The sequence below is a fragment of the Kitasatospora sp. NPDC059803 genome (genome assembly GCF_042732255.1).
Lineage (GTDB): Bacteria > Actinomycetota > Actinomycetes > Streptomycetales > Streptomycetaceae > Kitasatospora.
The window spans coordinates 353-16,157 of record NZ_JBHWIJ010000198.1; the positions used below are offsets into that span (position 1 = coordinate 353).

14 protein-coding genes are annotated in these 15,805 nt (G+C 74.7%); 5 read left to right on the top strand and 9 right to left on the bottom strand.

Annotation, left to right across the window (positions count from 1 at the left end; genetic code table 11):
- From ACFV6I_RS26820 to ACFV6I_RS26840, 5 genes are all read right to left on the bottom strand, one after another.
- On the bottom strand, nucleotides 1–2,821 hold a 2,821-nt coding region (locus tag ACFV6I_RS26820), incomplete at its 3' end, for a hypothetical protein (RefSeq protein ID WP_380428106.1).
- 1 nt (nucleotide 2,822) lies between these two features.
- The gene (locus tag ACFV6I_RS26825) at nucleotides 2,823–3,785 is read right to left on the bottom strand and encodes a thiopeptide-type bacteriocin biosynthesis protein (RefSeq protein ID WP_380428108.1); all 963 of its coding nucleotides are present in this window, start codon (nucleotides 3,783–3,785) and stop codon (nucleotides 2,823–2,825) included.
- Between the two features lie 264 nt (nucleotides 3,786–4,049).
- Complete coding sequence (locus tag ACFV6I_RS26830) at nucleotides 4,050–5,150, bottom strand: glycosyltransferase family 4 protein (RefSeq protein ID WP_380428121.1); 1,101 nt, start codon at nucleotides 5,148–5,150, stop codon at nucleotides 4,050–4,052.
- On the bottom strand, nucleotides 5,036–5,740 hold the full coding sequence (locus ACFV6I_RS26835; protein WP_380428110.1) for a hypothetical protein: 705 nt from the start codon (nucleotides 5,738–5,740) through the stop codon (nucleotides 5,036–5,038). The genes ACFV6I_RS26830 and ACFV6I_RS26835 overlap by 115 nt, the downstream gene beginning before the upstream one ends.
- Before the next feature lie 111 nt (nucleotides 5,741–5,851).
- Nucleotides 5,852–6,817, bottom strand: coding sequence for a hypothetical protein (locus ACFV6I_RS26840; RefSeq protein WP_380428112.1), 966 nt, complete (start codon nucleotides 6,815–6,817; stop codon nucleotides 5,852–5,854).
- 242 nt (nucleotides 6,818–7,059) lie between these two features.
- Between ACFV6I_RS26840 and ACFV6I_RS26845 the strand changes: the two genes are divergently transcribed.
- On the top strand, nucleotides 7,060–8,310 hold the full coding sequence (locus ACFV6I_RS26845) for a cytochrome P450 (protein ID WP_363366892.1): 1,251 nt from the start codon (nucleotides 7,060–7,062) through the stop codon (nucleotides 8,308–8,310).
- Nucleotides 8,311–8,404: 94 nt separating this feature from the next.
- On the opposite strand, the gene ACFV6I_RS26850 is transcribed toward ACFV6I_RS26845, so the two are convergent.
- Both ACFV6I_RS26850 and ACFV6I_RS26855 read right to left on the bottom strand, forming a co-directional pair.
- Complete coding sequence (locus tag ACFV6I_RS26850; RefSeq protein WP_063349871.1) at nucleotides 8,405–9,100, bottom strand: N-acyl homoserine lactonase family protein; 696 nt, start codon at nucleotides 9,098–9,100, stop codon at nucleotides 8,405–8,407.
- Between the two features lie 60 nt (nucleotides 9,101–9,160).
- The gene (locus ACFV6I_RS26855; RefSeq protein WP_063349872.1) at nucleotides 9,161–9,619 is read right to left on the bottom strand and encodes an Lrp/AsnC family transcriptional regulator; all 459 of its coding nucleotides are present in this window, start codon (nucleotides 9,617–9,619) and stop codon (nucleotides 9,161–9,163) included.
- Nucleotides 9,620–9,786: 167 nt separating this feature from the next.
- On the opposite strand from ACFV6I_RS26855, the gene ACFV6I_RS26860 reads away from it, so the two are divergent.
- From ACFV6I_RS26860 to ACFV6I_RS26870, 3 genes are read left to right on the top strand one after another with little or no spacing between them, the layout of a single operon-like run.
- Nucleotides 9,787–10,416 carry a LysE family translocator gene (locus ACFV6I_RS26860; protein WP_380369040.1) on the top strand — a complete coding sequence of 210 codons (630 nt, stop codon included), beginning with the start codon at nucleotides 9,787–9,789 and terminating at the stop codon, nucleotides 10,414–10,416.
- A 22-nt stretch (nucleotides 10,417–10,438) separates the two neighbouring features.
- Nucleotides 10,439–11,947 carry a CoA transferase gene (locus ACFV6I_RS26865; protein ID WP_380428115.1) on the top strand — a complete coding sequence of 503 codons (1,509 nt, stop codon included), beginning with the start codon at nucleotides 10,439–10,441 and terminating at the stop codon, nucleotides 11,945–11,947.
- A gap of 60 nt (nucleotides 11,948–12,007) precedes the next feature.
- The gene (locus tag ACFV6I_RS26870) at nucleotides 12,008–12,643 is read left to right on the top strand and encodes a DUF6461 domain-containing protein (RefSeq protein WP_063349874.1); all 636 of its coding nucleotides are present in this window, start codon (nucleotides 12,008–12,010) and stop codon (nucleotides 12,641–12,643) included.
- 76 nt (nucleotides 12,644–12,719) lie between these two features.
- On the opposite strand, the gene ACFV6I_RS26875 is transcribed toward ACFV6I_RS26870, so the two are convergent.
- Entirely contained in the window at nucleotides 12,720–13,319 is a 600-nt protein-coding gene (locus ACFV6I_RS26875; RefSeq protein WP_063349875.1) for an HdeD family acid-resistance protein, read from the bottom strand.
- A 253-nt stretch (nucleotides 13,320–13,572) separates the two neighbouring features.
- On the opposite strand from ACFV6I_RS26875, the gene ACFV6I_RS26880 reads away from it, so the two are divergent.
- Nucleotides 13,573–15,387: an NAD-binding protein gene (locus ACFV6I_RS26880; protein WP_380428117.1), complete on the top strand. Its 1,815-nt coding sequence runs from the start codon at nucleotides 13,573–13,575 to the stop codon at nucleotides 15,385–15,387.
- 157 nt (nucleotides 15,388–15,544) lie between these two features.
- Here ACFV6I_RS26880 and ACFV6I_RS26885 read toward each other — a convergent pair.
- Nucleotides 15,545–15,805: enoyl-CoA hydratase-related protein (locus ACFV6I_RS26885; RefSeq protein WP_380428119.1), on the bottom strand; the 261-nt coding region annotated here is incomplete at its 5' end.

The following is a 15,805-nucleotide window of genomic DNA, read 5'->3' on the forward strand; positions in this document are numbered from 1 at the left end:
GCCTGTGGGGGGGTGGGGGGGGGGGGCGGCGGGTGTTGGGGGGGGGGGGGGGGGGCGGGGGGGCGGGGGGGGGGGGCCCCCCCCCCCGGGGGCCCCCCCCAGGGGGGGGGGGCGCACGGGGGACGTCGGGTTCGCCGCGCAGTGCGGCGGCGGCGGGCTCCGCGAGTTCCTCGGCGCCCTGGTCGAACGGAAGTCTGAGCAGCAGTTGGGCGGCGACGGCGGCATCGCCGTGCACGGGGTCATGGAGCAGCAGGCCGCCCGGGTCGGGGAGCATCTCTTCGACCAGCAGGTCCGCACCGGGGTGGCGCGCGCAGATCCGCTCCAGCAGCGGGACCGCGGTCAGCGCCGCGAAGTCCACGGGCACCGGTTTCGGCTGGGGCACGGCCCGGACGAACGCGAAGCGCGGCAGCCCGGCGCAGCGCCCGAGGGCGGCGAGGGCGCGCACCTTGGTCAGGTCGCCGTCGCCGGGCCGCCACAGCAGGGCCGCCGGCACGCGCCAGACCGCGGGGCTGATGACCAGGGCGCCGCCGCCGACGGTCACCCGGGGCAGTCGGTCCGTGTCGGGGAACGCCTCGGCCAGGCCGTCCAGGCGGATCAGGCGCGAGCCCGCCGGGTGGCCGGCGGCCAGCAGCAGCCGGACCAGGACGTCGTACGGCGGCAGGGGCGTACGGGTGGCGTGGTGGACGGGCAGCAGCCGGCACCCGTCGGCCTCGGCGATGATCCGCGGGCCGACCCGTCGCAGGGTGATGCGCTCCAGCGGCAGGTAGCGGGCCGTCAGGCCGTTCGCTCCCTGGTACGGCAGGGGATCGGGATCCCCCGTCCACCAGCCGGTGATGACCGGCCGCCGTACGGCGTTGGCGGCGCGCCCGGCCAGCGGCGGCACCAGCAGTTCGACGAAGCGCGCCCCGGACAGCCGCTCGACGGAGGCGAGGAAGGCCCGGTAGCTCCGGAGGTTGGCGTAGCCGCCGTGCAGGGTGTGGAGCGCGTCGGCGAACCGGGCGTCCAGCACGCCCGCCGGTGAGGCGGTCTCCAGGACCGCGACCGGGCCGGGGCCCGGCAGCGGACGCAGCAGGCAGTCCAGGGGCCAGGGCGGCAGCGCGGTCGCGGCCGGGGGCGCCCCGAGCGTGTCCAGCAGGTCGTCGTCCAGGTCCACCGGTCCGCCGCCGGCCCGGGCGGACAGGTGGGCCAGCAGCCTCGCGTAACCGGAACCGGAGGTCTCGGCGGGGTGCCAGCCCGCGTACCGGCGCGGGGGCTGAGGCGGCGGCGGGCAACTGCCGTCGGGCAGGTGGCGCGCGAGGATCTCGCCGAGCGGGCACGGCCGTTCGGTGAGCTCCGCGAGCTCCGCCGGCAGCCGGTGCGGGTCCGGCCCCGCGAGCCGGTCGGCTTCCCGCAGCCACGCCACGCGGGCGGCGGTGCCGAGGCTCTGCTGCACCTGGCGGGCGGCCGCTCCGGAGACGGCCGAGGCTATGGTGCGGTAGGAATCGGTGAACCACGGCCGGGAGTCGTCGGCGGGGGCGGCGGAGCCGGTGGTACGGAGCTCCGAAGCGGGTGCGGGTATGGGCGCGGGTATGGCGGAATCGGCGCTCGGTGCGGGTGCTGGAGGCGGTGCCGGTGCCGGTTGCGGAAGGGTGCCGCGTGCGCGGACGTCCTCGGCGGCGAGCCAGCCCGTGGTGCGGCGGCGCGGGGCCGCGCAGGCCTGGAGCACGCCGAGTCCGAGCAGGTGCGCGAGGAAGCCGCGCAGCACCGTGGGAGCGGAAGCCGCCGCCCCGGTCGCCGCCGTGCCCAGCAGAGCCGCTTCGAGGTCGCCCAACGGGCGCGGGCCGTCGGCCAGGTGGGCCAGCACGTGATCCAGGGGGAGGGAGCGCCGCAGGTCGACCTGCCGCAACCGGCCCCGGTCGTGCGGGTCGGTCACCCAGCAGCGCAGGACACCGGAGCCCGGTGCGGTGCCCGCCGGCTGGGGGAAGTGCAGCGGAGTCAGGGCCAGCACCGTGGCCGGGTCCGCCGCCCGCAGGTCCAGGGCGCCGAGCCGGGCCCGCACCCCGTGGACGTTCTCCACGGCCTCGGCCGCCACCTCGCCGAGGGCCGTACCGGGCGGGACGAGCCGCAGCAGGGGGCCGTCGGCCCAGCCGCCGTTCCTGCCGTCGCTCCCGCCGCTGTTCCCGCCGCCGTTCGCGCCCGCCGGGGTGACCGGCAGTAGGGTGACCTGGCCGACCCAGCCGCGCGGGGTGGTCTTCGCCGCGGCCCGACCGAGCGCCCGCCACACGTACGCCGCCCGTTTGCGCAGCCGCTTCCCGCTCCAGGACTCGCCCGCGGCCAGCCGGCCGGCCACGTCTGCGGCGGCTCCGGGTTCCACCTCGTCCAGGAAGGCCCGCATGACGGGCGACGCGCACACCAGGGACCAGCCCAGGGCGCCCACGCGCTCGCGCTCGGCCGCCACCGCGGCCTCCAGCCGCCGCAGGGCGACGGCCGCCGACTCGGCCTCGCCGGACAGCCGTGCGGTGTCCGCGACGAGGCCGTGGGCGGCGGGCAGCCGCCCCAGCAGCCCGCAGTCGGCCGGGCCCGGTGCGGCGCCGGAGTGCAGCCGACGGCGCACGGCCAGCACGGCGCGGCGGTCGGCGGCGGTGAGGGCGGGGTGCGGCACGACCAAGGTGCCCAGCTGCCCGGCCAGTTGGCGGGCGTGCTCCGCCCGCCGTTCGTCCTGCCGGGCGTGGTCGGCGACCTGTGCGAACAGCTCCGGGTTGCCCGCCGCCGCCCACGCCGCCAAGGGCATGCCGGCCACGCGGAGCAGTGCCGCGGCGCCCAGTTCCCGGTCCTCGGACACGTCAGGACCTCCCGTCACCGGTGAGCGCGTGGGTCAGCAGGCTCTGCCGGGCCAGGGAGAACCGCCCCCGGTTCCAGTGGAAGACGACGTAGTGGGCGGCGGCCCGGCGCGGGCCGATCACCGCCTCGCCGGACTCGAAGTAGCCGGTGCGCCAGCCCTCGGCGGCCCGGCGCACGGCGTCCCCGTGCACCTCGACCGCCGCCCGCCGGTGCGGCGGCAGCGGAGCGAGCAGGCTCTGTCCGCCGGCCCGCCAGGCCGCGAGGATGCCTGCGGCGGCGCGCCGGGTGTCCTCGTCCGGGTCGGTGCCCAGCCTGCGGCCGGCGTCGTCCTGGAGCACCTGCCAGACCCCGCGGTGCTCCCAGCCGACGATGCCGAGGCCGTCGAGGAGTTCACCGAGGAGGTACAGGGACAACCGCCAGTCCGCGACCGCCTCCGGTCGGCCCGGGGCCGCGACGGTGTCGTGGTGATCGAGCCAGGCCAGGGAGTCCACCGTGAACAGGTCGTGGACGTGCCGCATCGATCGCGGGCCGCCGAAGAGGTAGGTCTCCGGCTCGTACCGCCCGCACAGCGGCGGTTGCGGCTGTCCGTCCACCGCGCGGAAGCGGCGGGTCAGTTCCTCGCGCAGTGCCCCGACGTCCGACCGGCCCGCCTCGAACCGGACCCGCAGCCCGGGCGGTTTGTGCATGAAGAAGAAGGAGCGCGCCGCGCCGGCGGCGATCAGGTCGCGGGCCGTGTCCGCGACGGCGCGGTACGTCCGGTGCCAAGTGGCCGGGCCCGGTGCGAGGTTGATCTGCACCCAGCCGTCCTCGGGCCTGTCGTCGCGCAGCGCGGACAGCCCGGCCGTCAGGAACGCGCGGCGCGAGGCCTCGTATTCGGGGCCCGCGGAATCGACCGGTACCGTTCCCCACGGAATGTCGCGAGCGTCCTGGAGGCAGTCGGCCAGCAATCGTTCGACCTCCACCATGGTGCCCACCTCCTCGTGATTTCGGCTCTACTCCTGGGGTTTCCACGGTTTGGTCAGATTGAAAAACGGAAGGCAAATATTCATATGATGAAAAAGGGTGCGCCTGCTGCGCGTAAGGGACTTCGCGCGCTGAAGGCGCATCCTGCGGGCGCATTCGACAGCCTTAGCCCCCCCTGGCATGATGACCGCCCGAATGCCGGTGAGTGAGTGCCATTTTTATTCGAACTCCCCTTGAATAAAACGGCGTTGGCGCGTCCGAAAGTGTCAGGCGAGTCCGGCGAGGGCATCCGGAATGGACCGGGTGGGGTCGAGCAGGTGGGCGAGGCGGTGGGCGGAGGCGGTCCAGGACCAGTGGGTGGTGGCCCAGTCGCGGCCGGCGGTGCCCATCCGGGCGCGGTCCGCCGGCGGGGCGAGGAGGAGGCGGGTGAGGGCGGCGGCCACGTCGGCCGGGTCGCGCCCGTCGACGACGGTGCCGGTGACGCCGTCGAGGACGGTGTCGGGGGCGCCGCCGGATCGGCCGGCGACGACGGGCAGGGCGGCGGCGGCCGCTTCGAGGTAGACGATGCCGAGGCCTTCGGCTTCGAGGCCCGCCCGGCGGGTGCGGCACGGCATGGCGAAGACGTCGGCCTCGGCGTAGTGGGCGGCGGTGGCCGCGTGGTCGAGACCGCCGGCGAATTCGACGCTGCCGGGCTCGGTGCACCGGTGGGCGAGCGCGCGCAGGCGGTCCTCGTACGGGCCCTGGCCGACGAGGACGAGGACGGTGCCGGGGACGGTCCGGCGGATCGCCGGCAGGGCGCGGATCAGGACGTCCTGCCCCTTGCGCGGGACGAGCCGGGCGACGCAGAGGATCACCGGCCCGGTGCGGGCCCGCCGGGCGCCGTCGACGCCGGGCCGGAAGCGGTCCGGGTCCACGCCCGGGACGAGGCGCGCCAATTGGGCGTCCGGGCCGAGGGCGGGGGCGATCCGGGCGCGGGTGTACTCGCCGAGGTAGGTGACGACGTCGACGCTGCGGCCTATCCGGCGCAGCAGGTGGCGGGCGCCGGGGGTGCGGGCCCACCAGATCTCGTGGCCGTGGGTGGTGGCGACGGTGCGGCGGATGCCGTCGGCCTGGCGCAGCAGGCCGGGGGCCATCGCGGCGAGCGGGGCGGCGGCGCCGAACCAGACCCGGTCGCAGCCGTGGGCGCGGGCGATCTCGGCGGCGCGGCGGGTGGCCCGGGCGGTGGGCAGCAGGGTGCGGGCCCGGTCGCGGATCACCGGGAAGGGGAGAGCGGCGTCGTGCCGATCGGCGCCCGGTTCGGCGGAGGTGTAGACCACGACGTCGGAGTGGGGCAGCCGGGTGGCCAGGGCGTGGACGAAGGTTTCGATGCCGCCTTGGCGGGGCGGGAAGTCGTTGGTGACGATGAGTGTGCTGCCCATGGGCGGGTGAGACCTCGGTTCGGTGTCGGAGAAGGGACCGGCGAAGGGACCGGCGAAGGGACCGGCGAAGGGACCGGAGAAGGGGTTGGAGCGGTGGTCGGAGCGGGGGAAGCGGGGAGCACCCGGGCGAGCAGGACGAGGAGGGCCGGCAGCGCGAGGTAGCCGAACCGCCCGGCGGGGGCGAGCAGGAAGGCCAGGGCGAGCCCGAGGGCGAGCCGGTCGGCGGCGGCCGCCGCGTGCCGGGGCGGGTGGGTGAGCAGGGAGGCCGCGAGGGCGAGTGCGGCGAGCAGCAGCAGGCCGACGGCCGCGTACCAGCCGGGCGGGCCGAGGTCGGCGAGCAGCCGTCCGGGCAGCGGGCTGGCGGCGGGGGTGGGCAGGTCGCCGCGGCCGGTGGGGAAGGCGAACACCTGGTGGAGCATCGGCCCGGGCGAGCGCAGGGCGCCGGGCAGGACGAGCAGGGCCGTGGGGCCCCCCCCCCCCGCGGCGGCGCGGGGGGGCCGGCGCGGGCCCGGGCCCTGGCGGCACGGCGGCGAAGGCACGGCCGAGCGGCAGGGCGACCTGCCCGCCGAGCGAACCCCGTGGGCCCTACGGTCCCCGGCGGCGGTGGGCTGCCGGGGGCGGTAGGCGCAGGAGTGGGGACGGCGGGCGCGTCAGCAGGCGAGGGCGAGCGCCGGCGGGCCGCGCCGGACCACGGCATGAGTGAGCAGCACCGACCGGGATGGCCGGGTCCGGCCGCCGGTGGGTCGGGGTGCAGCCGGCGGGCGGTAGCCGAAGGGGCGCGCGAACAGCGCCAGTAGCGGGAGCACCAGCACTCCCGCGACCACGGTGCCGAGCGCGCCGAGCAGGTCGAAGAGCCGGACCAGCGCGGCGTCACCGCGCCACAGCAGCAGCGCGCAGGCCAGCGCGGCGAGCGCGTGGGCGGCGATCATCCCGAAGGACATCCCGTGCGCCATGTCGTGTGCCATGCCGTGTGCCGTCCCGGAGGGCATCCCGTGTGCGGCGGATGCTCCGGACAGGCCCGACGTACCCGGCATGCCGGGCATCCCCGCCATCCCGGCCGCGTCCAGCGCCGTCCCATCGGCCGAAGCCGAAGCCGAAGCCGAAGCGGACGCGGAGACCGACGCGGACGTGGATACCGATACCGGGGCGGAAACCACACCCGCCGCCGTCCCGTGGTGCATGCCCGCCATGGTGTGCAGGCCGTTGGCGGCGGGCGGGACGTCCGGGTCGAGGCCCGCCATCCGGGCCAGCTCGACGGGGGAGAGCCCGCCGGGGATCCGCTCGGGGTTGCAGAGCAGCAGCGCGGCCCAGTCCGTGGTGGCGAGCCGGCCGAGACCGCCGCCTCCCCGGCCGAACGCCGCGGCCTGTTCGAACAGCAGGTGCAGCGCGCTCTGGGCCGCGACCATCCAGGCGCTGATCGCGCCGAGCCCGCGCCGTTTGCCGGCGAGCAGCCAGGTCAGACCGAGGACGGCCCCGAACGCGCCGATCAGCACCGGTGGTGAGACCCCGGCTCCGGCCATGGCGACGTGCGCCGCGGCGGCCAGCGCCACGCACAGCGCGGCGAAGACCACGGCGCGCAGCAGGCGGATCCGGTCGGTCATCACGATGGCACTCATCGTCGCACCCGCCCCGCCCGGCCCGGACCGCACCCTCCGGTATTGGCCGGTTCCACCCCGTGAGACCATGCCCGGCCCCGTGCCTCCGTGTGTCGAGAGTCCGGCCCGGCCGCCGCAGCAGCCCGTTCGTATGACCATCGACGCGGTTTGACATCACCCCCCGCTTGCTCACTAAATGTGCACACCCCGGTACCGATAGTGGCTGCCGGGCGGACGCCGAACGCGAAGCAGGAGGCCCGGCCATGGAGACCTCGACCGGCTTGGCGGCCCCCGCCGCCGACCTCGCCGACCCCCGCTTCTGGCAGCTGCCCGCCCCCGCCCGCGCGGCCGCCTTCGCCGAACTGCGCCGACGCCCCGCGCCGGTGTTCTTCGGCGATCCCGCCACCGGCCGGGGCTTCCACGCGCTGGTCCGCCACGCCGACGTGGTCGAGGCCAGCCGGACCCCCGCGGTGTTCCTCAGCGGCCCCGGCGTCACCACCCCGGAACCGCCCCGCTGGGTCCGGCTGGTGTTCGGCGACTCGATGGTCAACCTCGACGACCCCCGGCACGCCCAACTGCGCAGGATCGTCTCGCGAGCCTTCACCCCCCGGCTGCTCGGCCAGGTCGAGGAGGACATCCGCCGCGTCGCCACCCGCCTGGTCGACGACGTCGAGCGGCGGCGGCCGGAGGACTTCGTCACCTCCGTGGCCGCCGAGCTCCCCTTCCAGGTGATCTGCACCATGATGGGGATCCCGGAACATCCGCGCCGAATGATCCTGGACCAGGTCAACCACGCCTCCGAGAACATCGGCGTGGCCCGCCCGCTGCGCCGCCGGATCCGGATGCCCGGGCGCGGGCTGCTGGCGCTGGCCCGCATGCAGGGCATGGTCGCCTCGATCGGTCGTGAGCGTCGCCGCCGGCCCACCGAGGACCTGATCTCCGCCCTGGTCACCGCCGACGTGGACGGCCGCCGGCTCACCGGACGCGAACTCGGCGCGTTCTTCTCCCTGCTGCTGGTCGCCGGCGTGGAGACCACCCGCAACGCGCTCGCCCACGGCCTGCACCTGCTGACCGCGCACCCGGAGCAGCGCGCCCTGCTGCTCGCGGACCTCGACGGGGGGCTCGGCGGTGCGGTCGACGAGATCATCCGCCACGCCACGCCGATCATCCACTTCCGCCGGACCCTCGCCGTCGACCACGAGCTCGGCGGCCCCGGGGGCCCGCTGCTGCGCGCGGGGGAGAAGGTCGCCCTGTTCTTCGGCTCGGCCAACCGGGACGAGACGGTCTTCCCCGACCCGGACGCGTTCGACATCACCCGCACGCCCAACCCCCACCTCGGCTTCGGCGGCGGAGGGCCGCACTACTGCATCGGGGCGCACCTGGCCCGGCAGGAGATGAAGGTGCTGTTCCGCGAGCTGTTCGCCCGGCTGCCCGAGGTGCGGTCGGTCGGCGAGCCGGACATCGTGCCGTCCAACTTCGACCACCGGGTCCGGTCGCTGCGCTTCACGTTCTGAACCCTCCGAGTCCTCTGAGCACTCTGAACTCTCAGAGCCTCCGAGCCTCCGAGCCTCCGGACCCCCTGAACTGTGCCTGGCCCGGCCGTTGGCCCTATCCGACCGGTTCCCAGACCGCGTGGTCGTGCGCGAACAGAACCCGGCGCGGCCCGTACTCCGCCACCCGGTCCAGCCAGGCCCGGTAACCGGGCAGCGGCGCGGCCACGCCCTCGCGCGACGCCCGCCGGGCGAGCACCGCCTGGCCGTACTCGGACGCGAAGTCGTACGCCTGCCCGGCCAGCATCACCGCGCCGCCGCCGGGCCGCTCGACCACCAGTGACTGGTGGCCGCCGGTGTGCCCGGGCGTCGGCAGCACCCGTACGCCCGGCCAGACCTCCGTCTCGCCGTCCAGTTCGCGGTAGTCGGCGCCGGGGAAGTCGACCAGCGCGTCGATGGTGTACGCGCCGCGCCGGGCGGCGGCCAGTTCGGCCGCCTGGACGAGGACGGGCGTGCCGGCGAGCAGCGGATTGCCGCCGCAGTGGTCGAAGTGGAGGTGGCAGTTGACCACCAGGTCGATGTCGGCGCAGGCGACGCCGACGGCCGCGAGCGCCTCCGTCAGCGGGCGGCGGACCGGGCGGTAGTGCGCTTCGGTCTCGGGCTCGCCTGCGCCGATCCCGGTGTCGAACAGCAGCAGCCCCTCCGGGCGGCGGACCAGGTACGCGAGGACCGGCTCCACCCGCGGCTCCGGGCCGCCCACCTCGGACGCAGGCCGGACGAAGTACCCGAGATCGAGGCGGCGGACCGCGTGCATGGAGCTCCCCTTGTCGCGCTGTCCCCCGTACGGGCGGCCGCGGCGGCCCCCGTTCGCAGCCTACCCGCCGATCGGCAGCCCTCGGTCGGCCTTCACCTGCTTCATCGTCAGATGCGAGTTGACCTGCGCGATCCCCGGCAGGCCCGAGAGCACGTCGGTGATGAAGCGCTCGTACGCGGCGATGTCGGCCACCGCGATGCGCAGCAGGTAGTCGGGTTCCCCGAAGAGGCGGTGCGCCTCCACCACTTCCGGCAGCTCCGCCACCCGGCGTTCGAACTCGGCGACCGTCACCTGATCCTCGTGACGCATGGTGATCGTGACGAAGGGTTGGAAGCCGCGTCCGACCGCCGTGCCGTCCAGGAGCGCCCGGTAGCCGCGGATCACGCCGTCCTGCTCCAGTTGTCGGACCCGGCGCAGGCAGGGGGAGGGGGTGAGGTCCACCCGGGCGGCCAGGTCGGCGTTGGTCAGGCGGCCGTCCTGCTGGAGCTCGCGGAGGATTCTGCGGTCGATTCGGTCCATGGCGCAATATTCTGCCAAAAGGCGGGCCGGACCAGCAGGAAGTGGCCATCGCGTGCCAGGGCTATCCGGCTACCTTCAGTGACCGAACGCACCGGACAGGTGCCGCGAGGATCACCGGACCAACGGCCGGGACCCGCCCGAACGAGCACGACAGGTCACCGCCACCCATGGACACCCACGCCCTCCTTCTCTTCCTCGGAGTCGACCTGCTGCTGGTCTGCACACCGGGGCCCGACTGGCTCTACATCGCCGCCCGAGGCCTCGGCCAGGGTCGGCGCGCCGCCTTCATCGCGGTCGGCGGCGTCTGCGCCGGCTACGCCGTCCACACCCTGCTCTCCAGCGCCGGCCTGGCCGCCGCGCTGCGTGCCGTCCCCGCCGCCCTGCCCGTCCTGCGCCTCACCGGCGCCGCGTACCTGCTGGTGCTGGCCGTCACCATGCTGCTCGCGCTGCGCAAGGGCGGGGGCGCCACGGCCCTCACCGCGCCCAAGCCGCAGCCCACCGCGACCGTGCTGCGTCAGAGCATGCTGACCGCCCTGCTCAACCCCAAGGGGCTGCTGCTCTACCTCTCCCTGGTGCCGCAGTTCGTCGAGCCGGGCGCCGCGCTGCCGGTCGGCGGGCAGGTGCTCGCCCTCGGCTCGCTCAACGTGCTGGCCTGCGCCGTCGTGTACGGGCTGGTCGCGCACGCCAGCGGACGCCTGGGCGGCCGGCTCGGCGGCACCCCGCGTGCGGCGCGCCGGATGACCCTCGTCTCGGCGGTGCTGCTGATGCTGGTGGCGGGCGTCACGGCGAGCGCCTGAGAACGGGAGCACAATGCCGGGCATGACAGAGCGTCCGACCTTCCCCGGCACCTGGCCCGCCGATCAGCCCGCGTCCACCGATCAGTCTGCGTCTGGAGATCAGCCCGCGTCCACCGAACAGCCCGCCGCCGGAGGGGAACCTGCGGACCGGCCCACCGCCGACCTCTGGGCCGCCCTCGGCGGATCGGCCGAGCTGCTGGGGCGGGTCTCCTTCCACGGCCCCGGCGACGTCCTGGCCTCCGGCCTGCCGGTGCGCAGGCTCGCCCGGGCCACCGTGGCCGCCTGCTCGCTGGCCGCCGCCGAACTCGCCGCCCACCGCGCCGGCGGCCCGGTCCCCGCCGTCCGGGTGGACCAGGGCGCCGTCGCCACGGCCTTCGTCAGCGAACGCCACCTGACCGTCGACGGCCGCACGCCCGTCAGCTTCGCCCCGCACTCCGGCTTCTGGCGCGCCGCCGACGGCTGGGTCCGCACCCACGCCAACTACCCGCACCACCGCACCCGACTGCTCGCCGCCCTCGACCTGCCCGCCGACGCCGGGCCCGAAATGCTCGCCAAGCTGCTGGGCGAACTGCCGGCGGAGCAGGTCCAGGAGCGGGCGTTCGAAGCGGGGGCGCTCGCCGTAGCCGTCGCGCCGGTGAGTGCCACCACGCACCCCCTGATGGAGAGCCGGGTGACCGGCACCGCGCCCGTCCGCCCGCTCGGCGACGCCGGCCCGGAGCGGCCCGCCGCCGGGATCCGCGTCCTCGACCTCACCCGGGTCATCGCCGGCCCGGTCGCCACCCGCACCCTCGCCCTGCTGGGCGCCGACGTCCTGCGCGTCGACTCGCCCCACCTCCCCGAGGCCGACGACGCCCACGCCGACACCGGCTTCGGCAAGCGCTCCACCCGCCTCGACCTCACCGATCCCGCCGACCGCGCCGTCTTCGACGGCCTGCTCGCCACCGCCGACGTCCTCGTCACCGGCTACCGCCCTGGAGCCCTCGACGCGCACGGCCTCGCCCCCGACGCACTGTCGGCCCGCCACCCCGGCCTGATCGTCGCGCAGCTCTGCGCCTGGGGCTGGACCGGCCCCTGGGCCGGCCGGCGCGGCTTCGACAGCCTCGTCCAGGCCGGCGTCGGCATCGCCGCCCACGAGGCCGGCCCCGACGGCCGCCCGGGCGTACTGCCCGCCCAGGCCCTCGACCACGGCACCGGCTACCTCGTCGCCGCCGCCGTCCTGCGCGCCCTCACCGAGCAGCGCACCGGCCGGCCCGGCGGCCGCCACCTGCGGTTCTCCCTCGCCGGTACGGCCTCGTGGCTGCTGCACGACATCCCGCCCGAGGCGCCCGCCCCTGCTGCCCCGGCGGACGGCGCTCCGGCGGACGGTGCTCCGGACACCGGGGCGTACGACCCGGCCCGGTGGCTCGCCGAGACCGACTCCGCCTACGGACGGCTGCGCCACGCCCTGCCGCCCATCGCCTACACCGGCGCGCCCACCGACTGGTCCCGCCCGCCGGGGCGCTGGGGGACGGACGCGCCGGTCTGGCTCTGAGGACGCCGCGCAACCGCCGCCCCGGCCGGCGGTGTCACAGGCAGCTGGCAGCATCGGCGCATGACTGCACACGCCACCGACTACACCTGGTTCGAGCAGCGCTACCCCATCCCCGGGGCGGCCCACTGCCTGACGCTGGTCGAGGGGATCACCGCCGACGAACTGCTGCGCCGCTTCGGCGCCCTGCCCGGTCGGGAGGTCACCGGCCTGGACGCCGTGGTCGCCGCCTGGGAGACCTTCGACGACGGGGAGGACGAGGAGGCGGAGGCCCGGATCGAGCCGGAGGACGACCGGCTGCTCGTCGCCGTCACCGAACTCGACGGGTGGGCCGTCGTCGTCGAGGTCTTCGGCTACCTCGGCAGCCTGCCCGACGTCATCCGCCGCCTCGCCGACGGCACCCGGTTGGTCTCGCACTTCCGGAACGCCGTCGCGGTGGACCACTTCAACTGGTGGGAGCAGGGCAGCTGCCGGCTCCAGTTCGAGCCGCTGTTCCCCACCCAGCGGCACGGTTCGGACGCCGACGCCCCCGGTGTCCCCGCGCTGCTGACGGCCTGCGGCTTCCAGCTCGACGGGGAGGGTCACGACCTGCACACCGAGGCCGCGTTCGCGCTGGCCGAGCGGCTGACGGACGTCCGGCTCACGCCGGAACGGCTGGAGGCCGCCACATTCCGGATCGGCTACGCGCCGACGCGCTAGCTACGGAGTGAGACCCGTGGAGTCAGGCCCGTGGAGTCAGGCCCGTGGAATCTGGCCGTGAAGTCAGGCCGTGGAGTCAGACCCCCGCCGGGATCTGCTTGGCCCGGCCGCGCATCTGGAGGGCCGTCACGATCTCGATCAGTCCGAGGATCACCAGCCAGCAGCCGGCCAGGACGGCCAACGCGGCGATCGAACCGACCGGCCAGACCAGCAGCAGCACACCGGCCACCGTGTTGGCCACGCCTGCGAAGGCCTGCCAGCCACGGGCCGGCATCGCCGGGTCGGAGACCGCGGCGGCGAGCTGGGTGATGCCCCGGAACAGCCAGCCGATGCCGATCCAGATCGCCAGCAGGAGCAGCGACTGCGCCGCGCTGCGGAAGCAGAGCAGCCCCAGCAGGACGCAGATCGCCCCGCTGATGAAGGCCAGCACCCGCAGTGCGGTGGTCGCGTGGGTGCCGAACGCGGCGATCAGCTGCACGATGCCGATGACCAGCAGGTAGAGGCCGAACAGCACGCCCACCACCAGCAGGGTCTCCTTCGGCCAGACGAAGACGACGATTCCGAGGGCCAGCGAGACGATTCCGGCGAGTAGCAGGACCTGCCAGGCGGCCTTGGCGAGTTGGCCGAGCGGACCCTGGACCGGGGAACCGTCGGGGGTGATGATCGGGGAAACCACGGTGGTGTACTCCTCGGGGCCGGGGACGGGCAGGGGCCGAACCCCAGCCTGGCCGGGCCACTGCCGACCGGCGCGTCGGGTACGGCCGTTCGGGGGACGGAGACAAGAGAGGGGGAGGGGAAGCGGAGGGGGACGGAAGGGGGATGGGAGAGGGCGTGCGGAGGAGACGAATGTTCGATGGAGTGGCTCCGCTGGCCTTCCGGTCGCCGGAACGACACCGTCCGGCCACCTGCCGTCGATATCATCCGGCGGTATGACTTCTGAAGGGTGGGGGACCCGTTCGGTAGAGCCGGTCAGTCAGCACTACATCGTCTGCGGGGGCAACGCGCTTGCCCACCGGCTGGTCCTGGAACTCGTCGAGCACTACGAGGTCCCGGTCGTCGTCCTGGTCGCCGATCGCACCCGCGACCACGCGCCGCAGATCGAGCAACTCCCCGGCGTCGCCGCCGTCGTCGAGTACGCCAGCATCACCGACGAGGCGCTGCGCGAGGTGTCGATCGACACCGCCCGCGGCCTCGCCCTCGTCGAGGGCAGCGACCAGGACAACATCCACGCCGCGCTCAGCGCCCAAGGCCACAACCCGGACATCCGGATCGTGCTCCGGATGTTCAACCAGCGCCTCGGTGAGAACATCGAACGGCTGCTCAGGAACGGTGCCGCGCTCTCCGGATCCGCCACCGCCGCACCCGCCTTCGCCGCGGCGGCGCTCGGGCGGCCCAACTCGGTCGAGATCGGCGGACGCTTCCTGCACATCGCCTTCGACGAGGCCATCACCTCCGACCGGATCTGCGTGGTCGCCGACCACATCGACCGCCAGGACCTCAGTAAGATCCGCCTGCTGCCCGAACAGCGCGGCGACTCGGCCGACTTCGTCCGGCTCGCCAGCGAGTTCGGCGACGACGGGCCGGTCCGCCCCGGTGGCGTCCGCCGCGAAGCGGAACCGGAGCCGGCGCCCGAGGAGGAGCCGGACGGCGTGGCCGCCCTCCAAGCGCTGCGCATCGAACCCAGGGAACCGATCAGCTGGGCGCGGCGGGCGCGCTGGCGGCTGCTCGACATGATGCGCTTCTTCACCAGCGCCCGGATGCGGTTGGTGCTGCTCACCGCCCTCGCCGCGGTGCTGATGGCCTTCGGCGTTCTCTGGTACCTGAACCGGAACTTCGGCTGGACCCTCTACATCTCGCTGCTCGACCTCGCGGGCGCCGCCCAGCCCGACCAACTCGCCGACATCGCCGCCGGGACCGGGACGGGCGGGCTGTGGCAGCGGGTGGCGCAGGTGGTGATCACCATCTGCGGGATCACCTTCGCCCCGGTCGCCACCGCCATCGCGGTCGAGGTGCTCGGCTCCGGGCGGCGAGGGCAGCCCCGCAACCCCGGGGCCGGCACCCGGGACCACGTGATCGTCGTCGGCCTCGGCAACGTCGGCACCCGGGTCGCGGCCCAACTGCACGAACTGGGCGTGCCGGTGGTCTGCATGGAGCGTGACCCGCAGGCCCGGGGCATCGCCGCCGCCCGGGCGCTCGGCATCCCGGTGGTGCTGGGCGACGGCCCGTTCGAGGAGCAGTTGCGTCGCGCCCGGTTGAAGCACAGCCGGGCGCTGGTCGCGGTCAGCGGCGACGACGCCACCAACCTGGAGGCGGCCCTGGAGGCGCGCCACGGGAATCCCGAAGTCCGTGTGGTGGTCCGGCTGTTCGACGACAACTTCGCCGGGCACTTCTACGCGACGCTGGACAACGCGGCCTCGCGTTCGGTCTCGTACCTGGCCGCACCCGCCTTCGCCGCCGCCCTGATGGGGCGCGAGGTGCGCGGGATGCTGTCGGTGTTCCGACACGTGCTGCTGATCGCCGAGTTGACGGTCGAGGACGGCAGCGGGCTGATCGGCATGAACCGGCACGACCTGGAGGACCCGGGCGGCGTCCGGGTGATCGCCGTCCGGTTCGCCCGCAGTGCGCAGTTGCAGTGGAACTTTCCCGACCGCACCCGGCGCCTCACCCCGGGCGACCAGATCGTGGTCGCCGCCACCCGTAGCGGGCTCGCCCGGCTCAACACGGCGCTGGTGGACGAGGTGTGACGGTGGCTGACGCATAACAGCTGACAGGTAACAGCCGACAGATAACACCTGACAGATAACAGCTAACAGATTTCAGATGACGAAATCTGTTAGCTGTTATCTGTTACTTGTCAGCTGTTACCTGTCAGCCGTCAGCCGTCAGCCGTAAGCGGCCAGGTCACCGGTTGGTGAAGGACGGCGGGCGCTTCTCCGCGAACGCCGCCATGCCCTCCTTCTGGTCCGCCGTGGCGAACGCCGCGTGGAACAGCCGACGCTCGAAGCGGACACCCTCGGCGAGGGTCGTCTCGAAGGCGCGGTTGACGCTCTCCTTGAGCATGACCGCCGCCGGGGTGGACATCGCCGCGACGGTCTCGGCCACCGTCAGGGCCTCGGCCAGCAGCTGGTCCGCCGGGACGATCCGGGAGACCAGGCCGGCCCG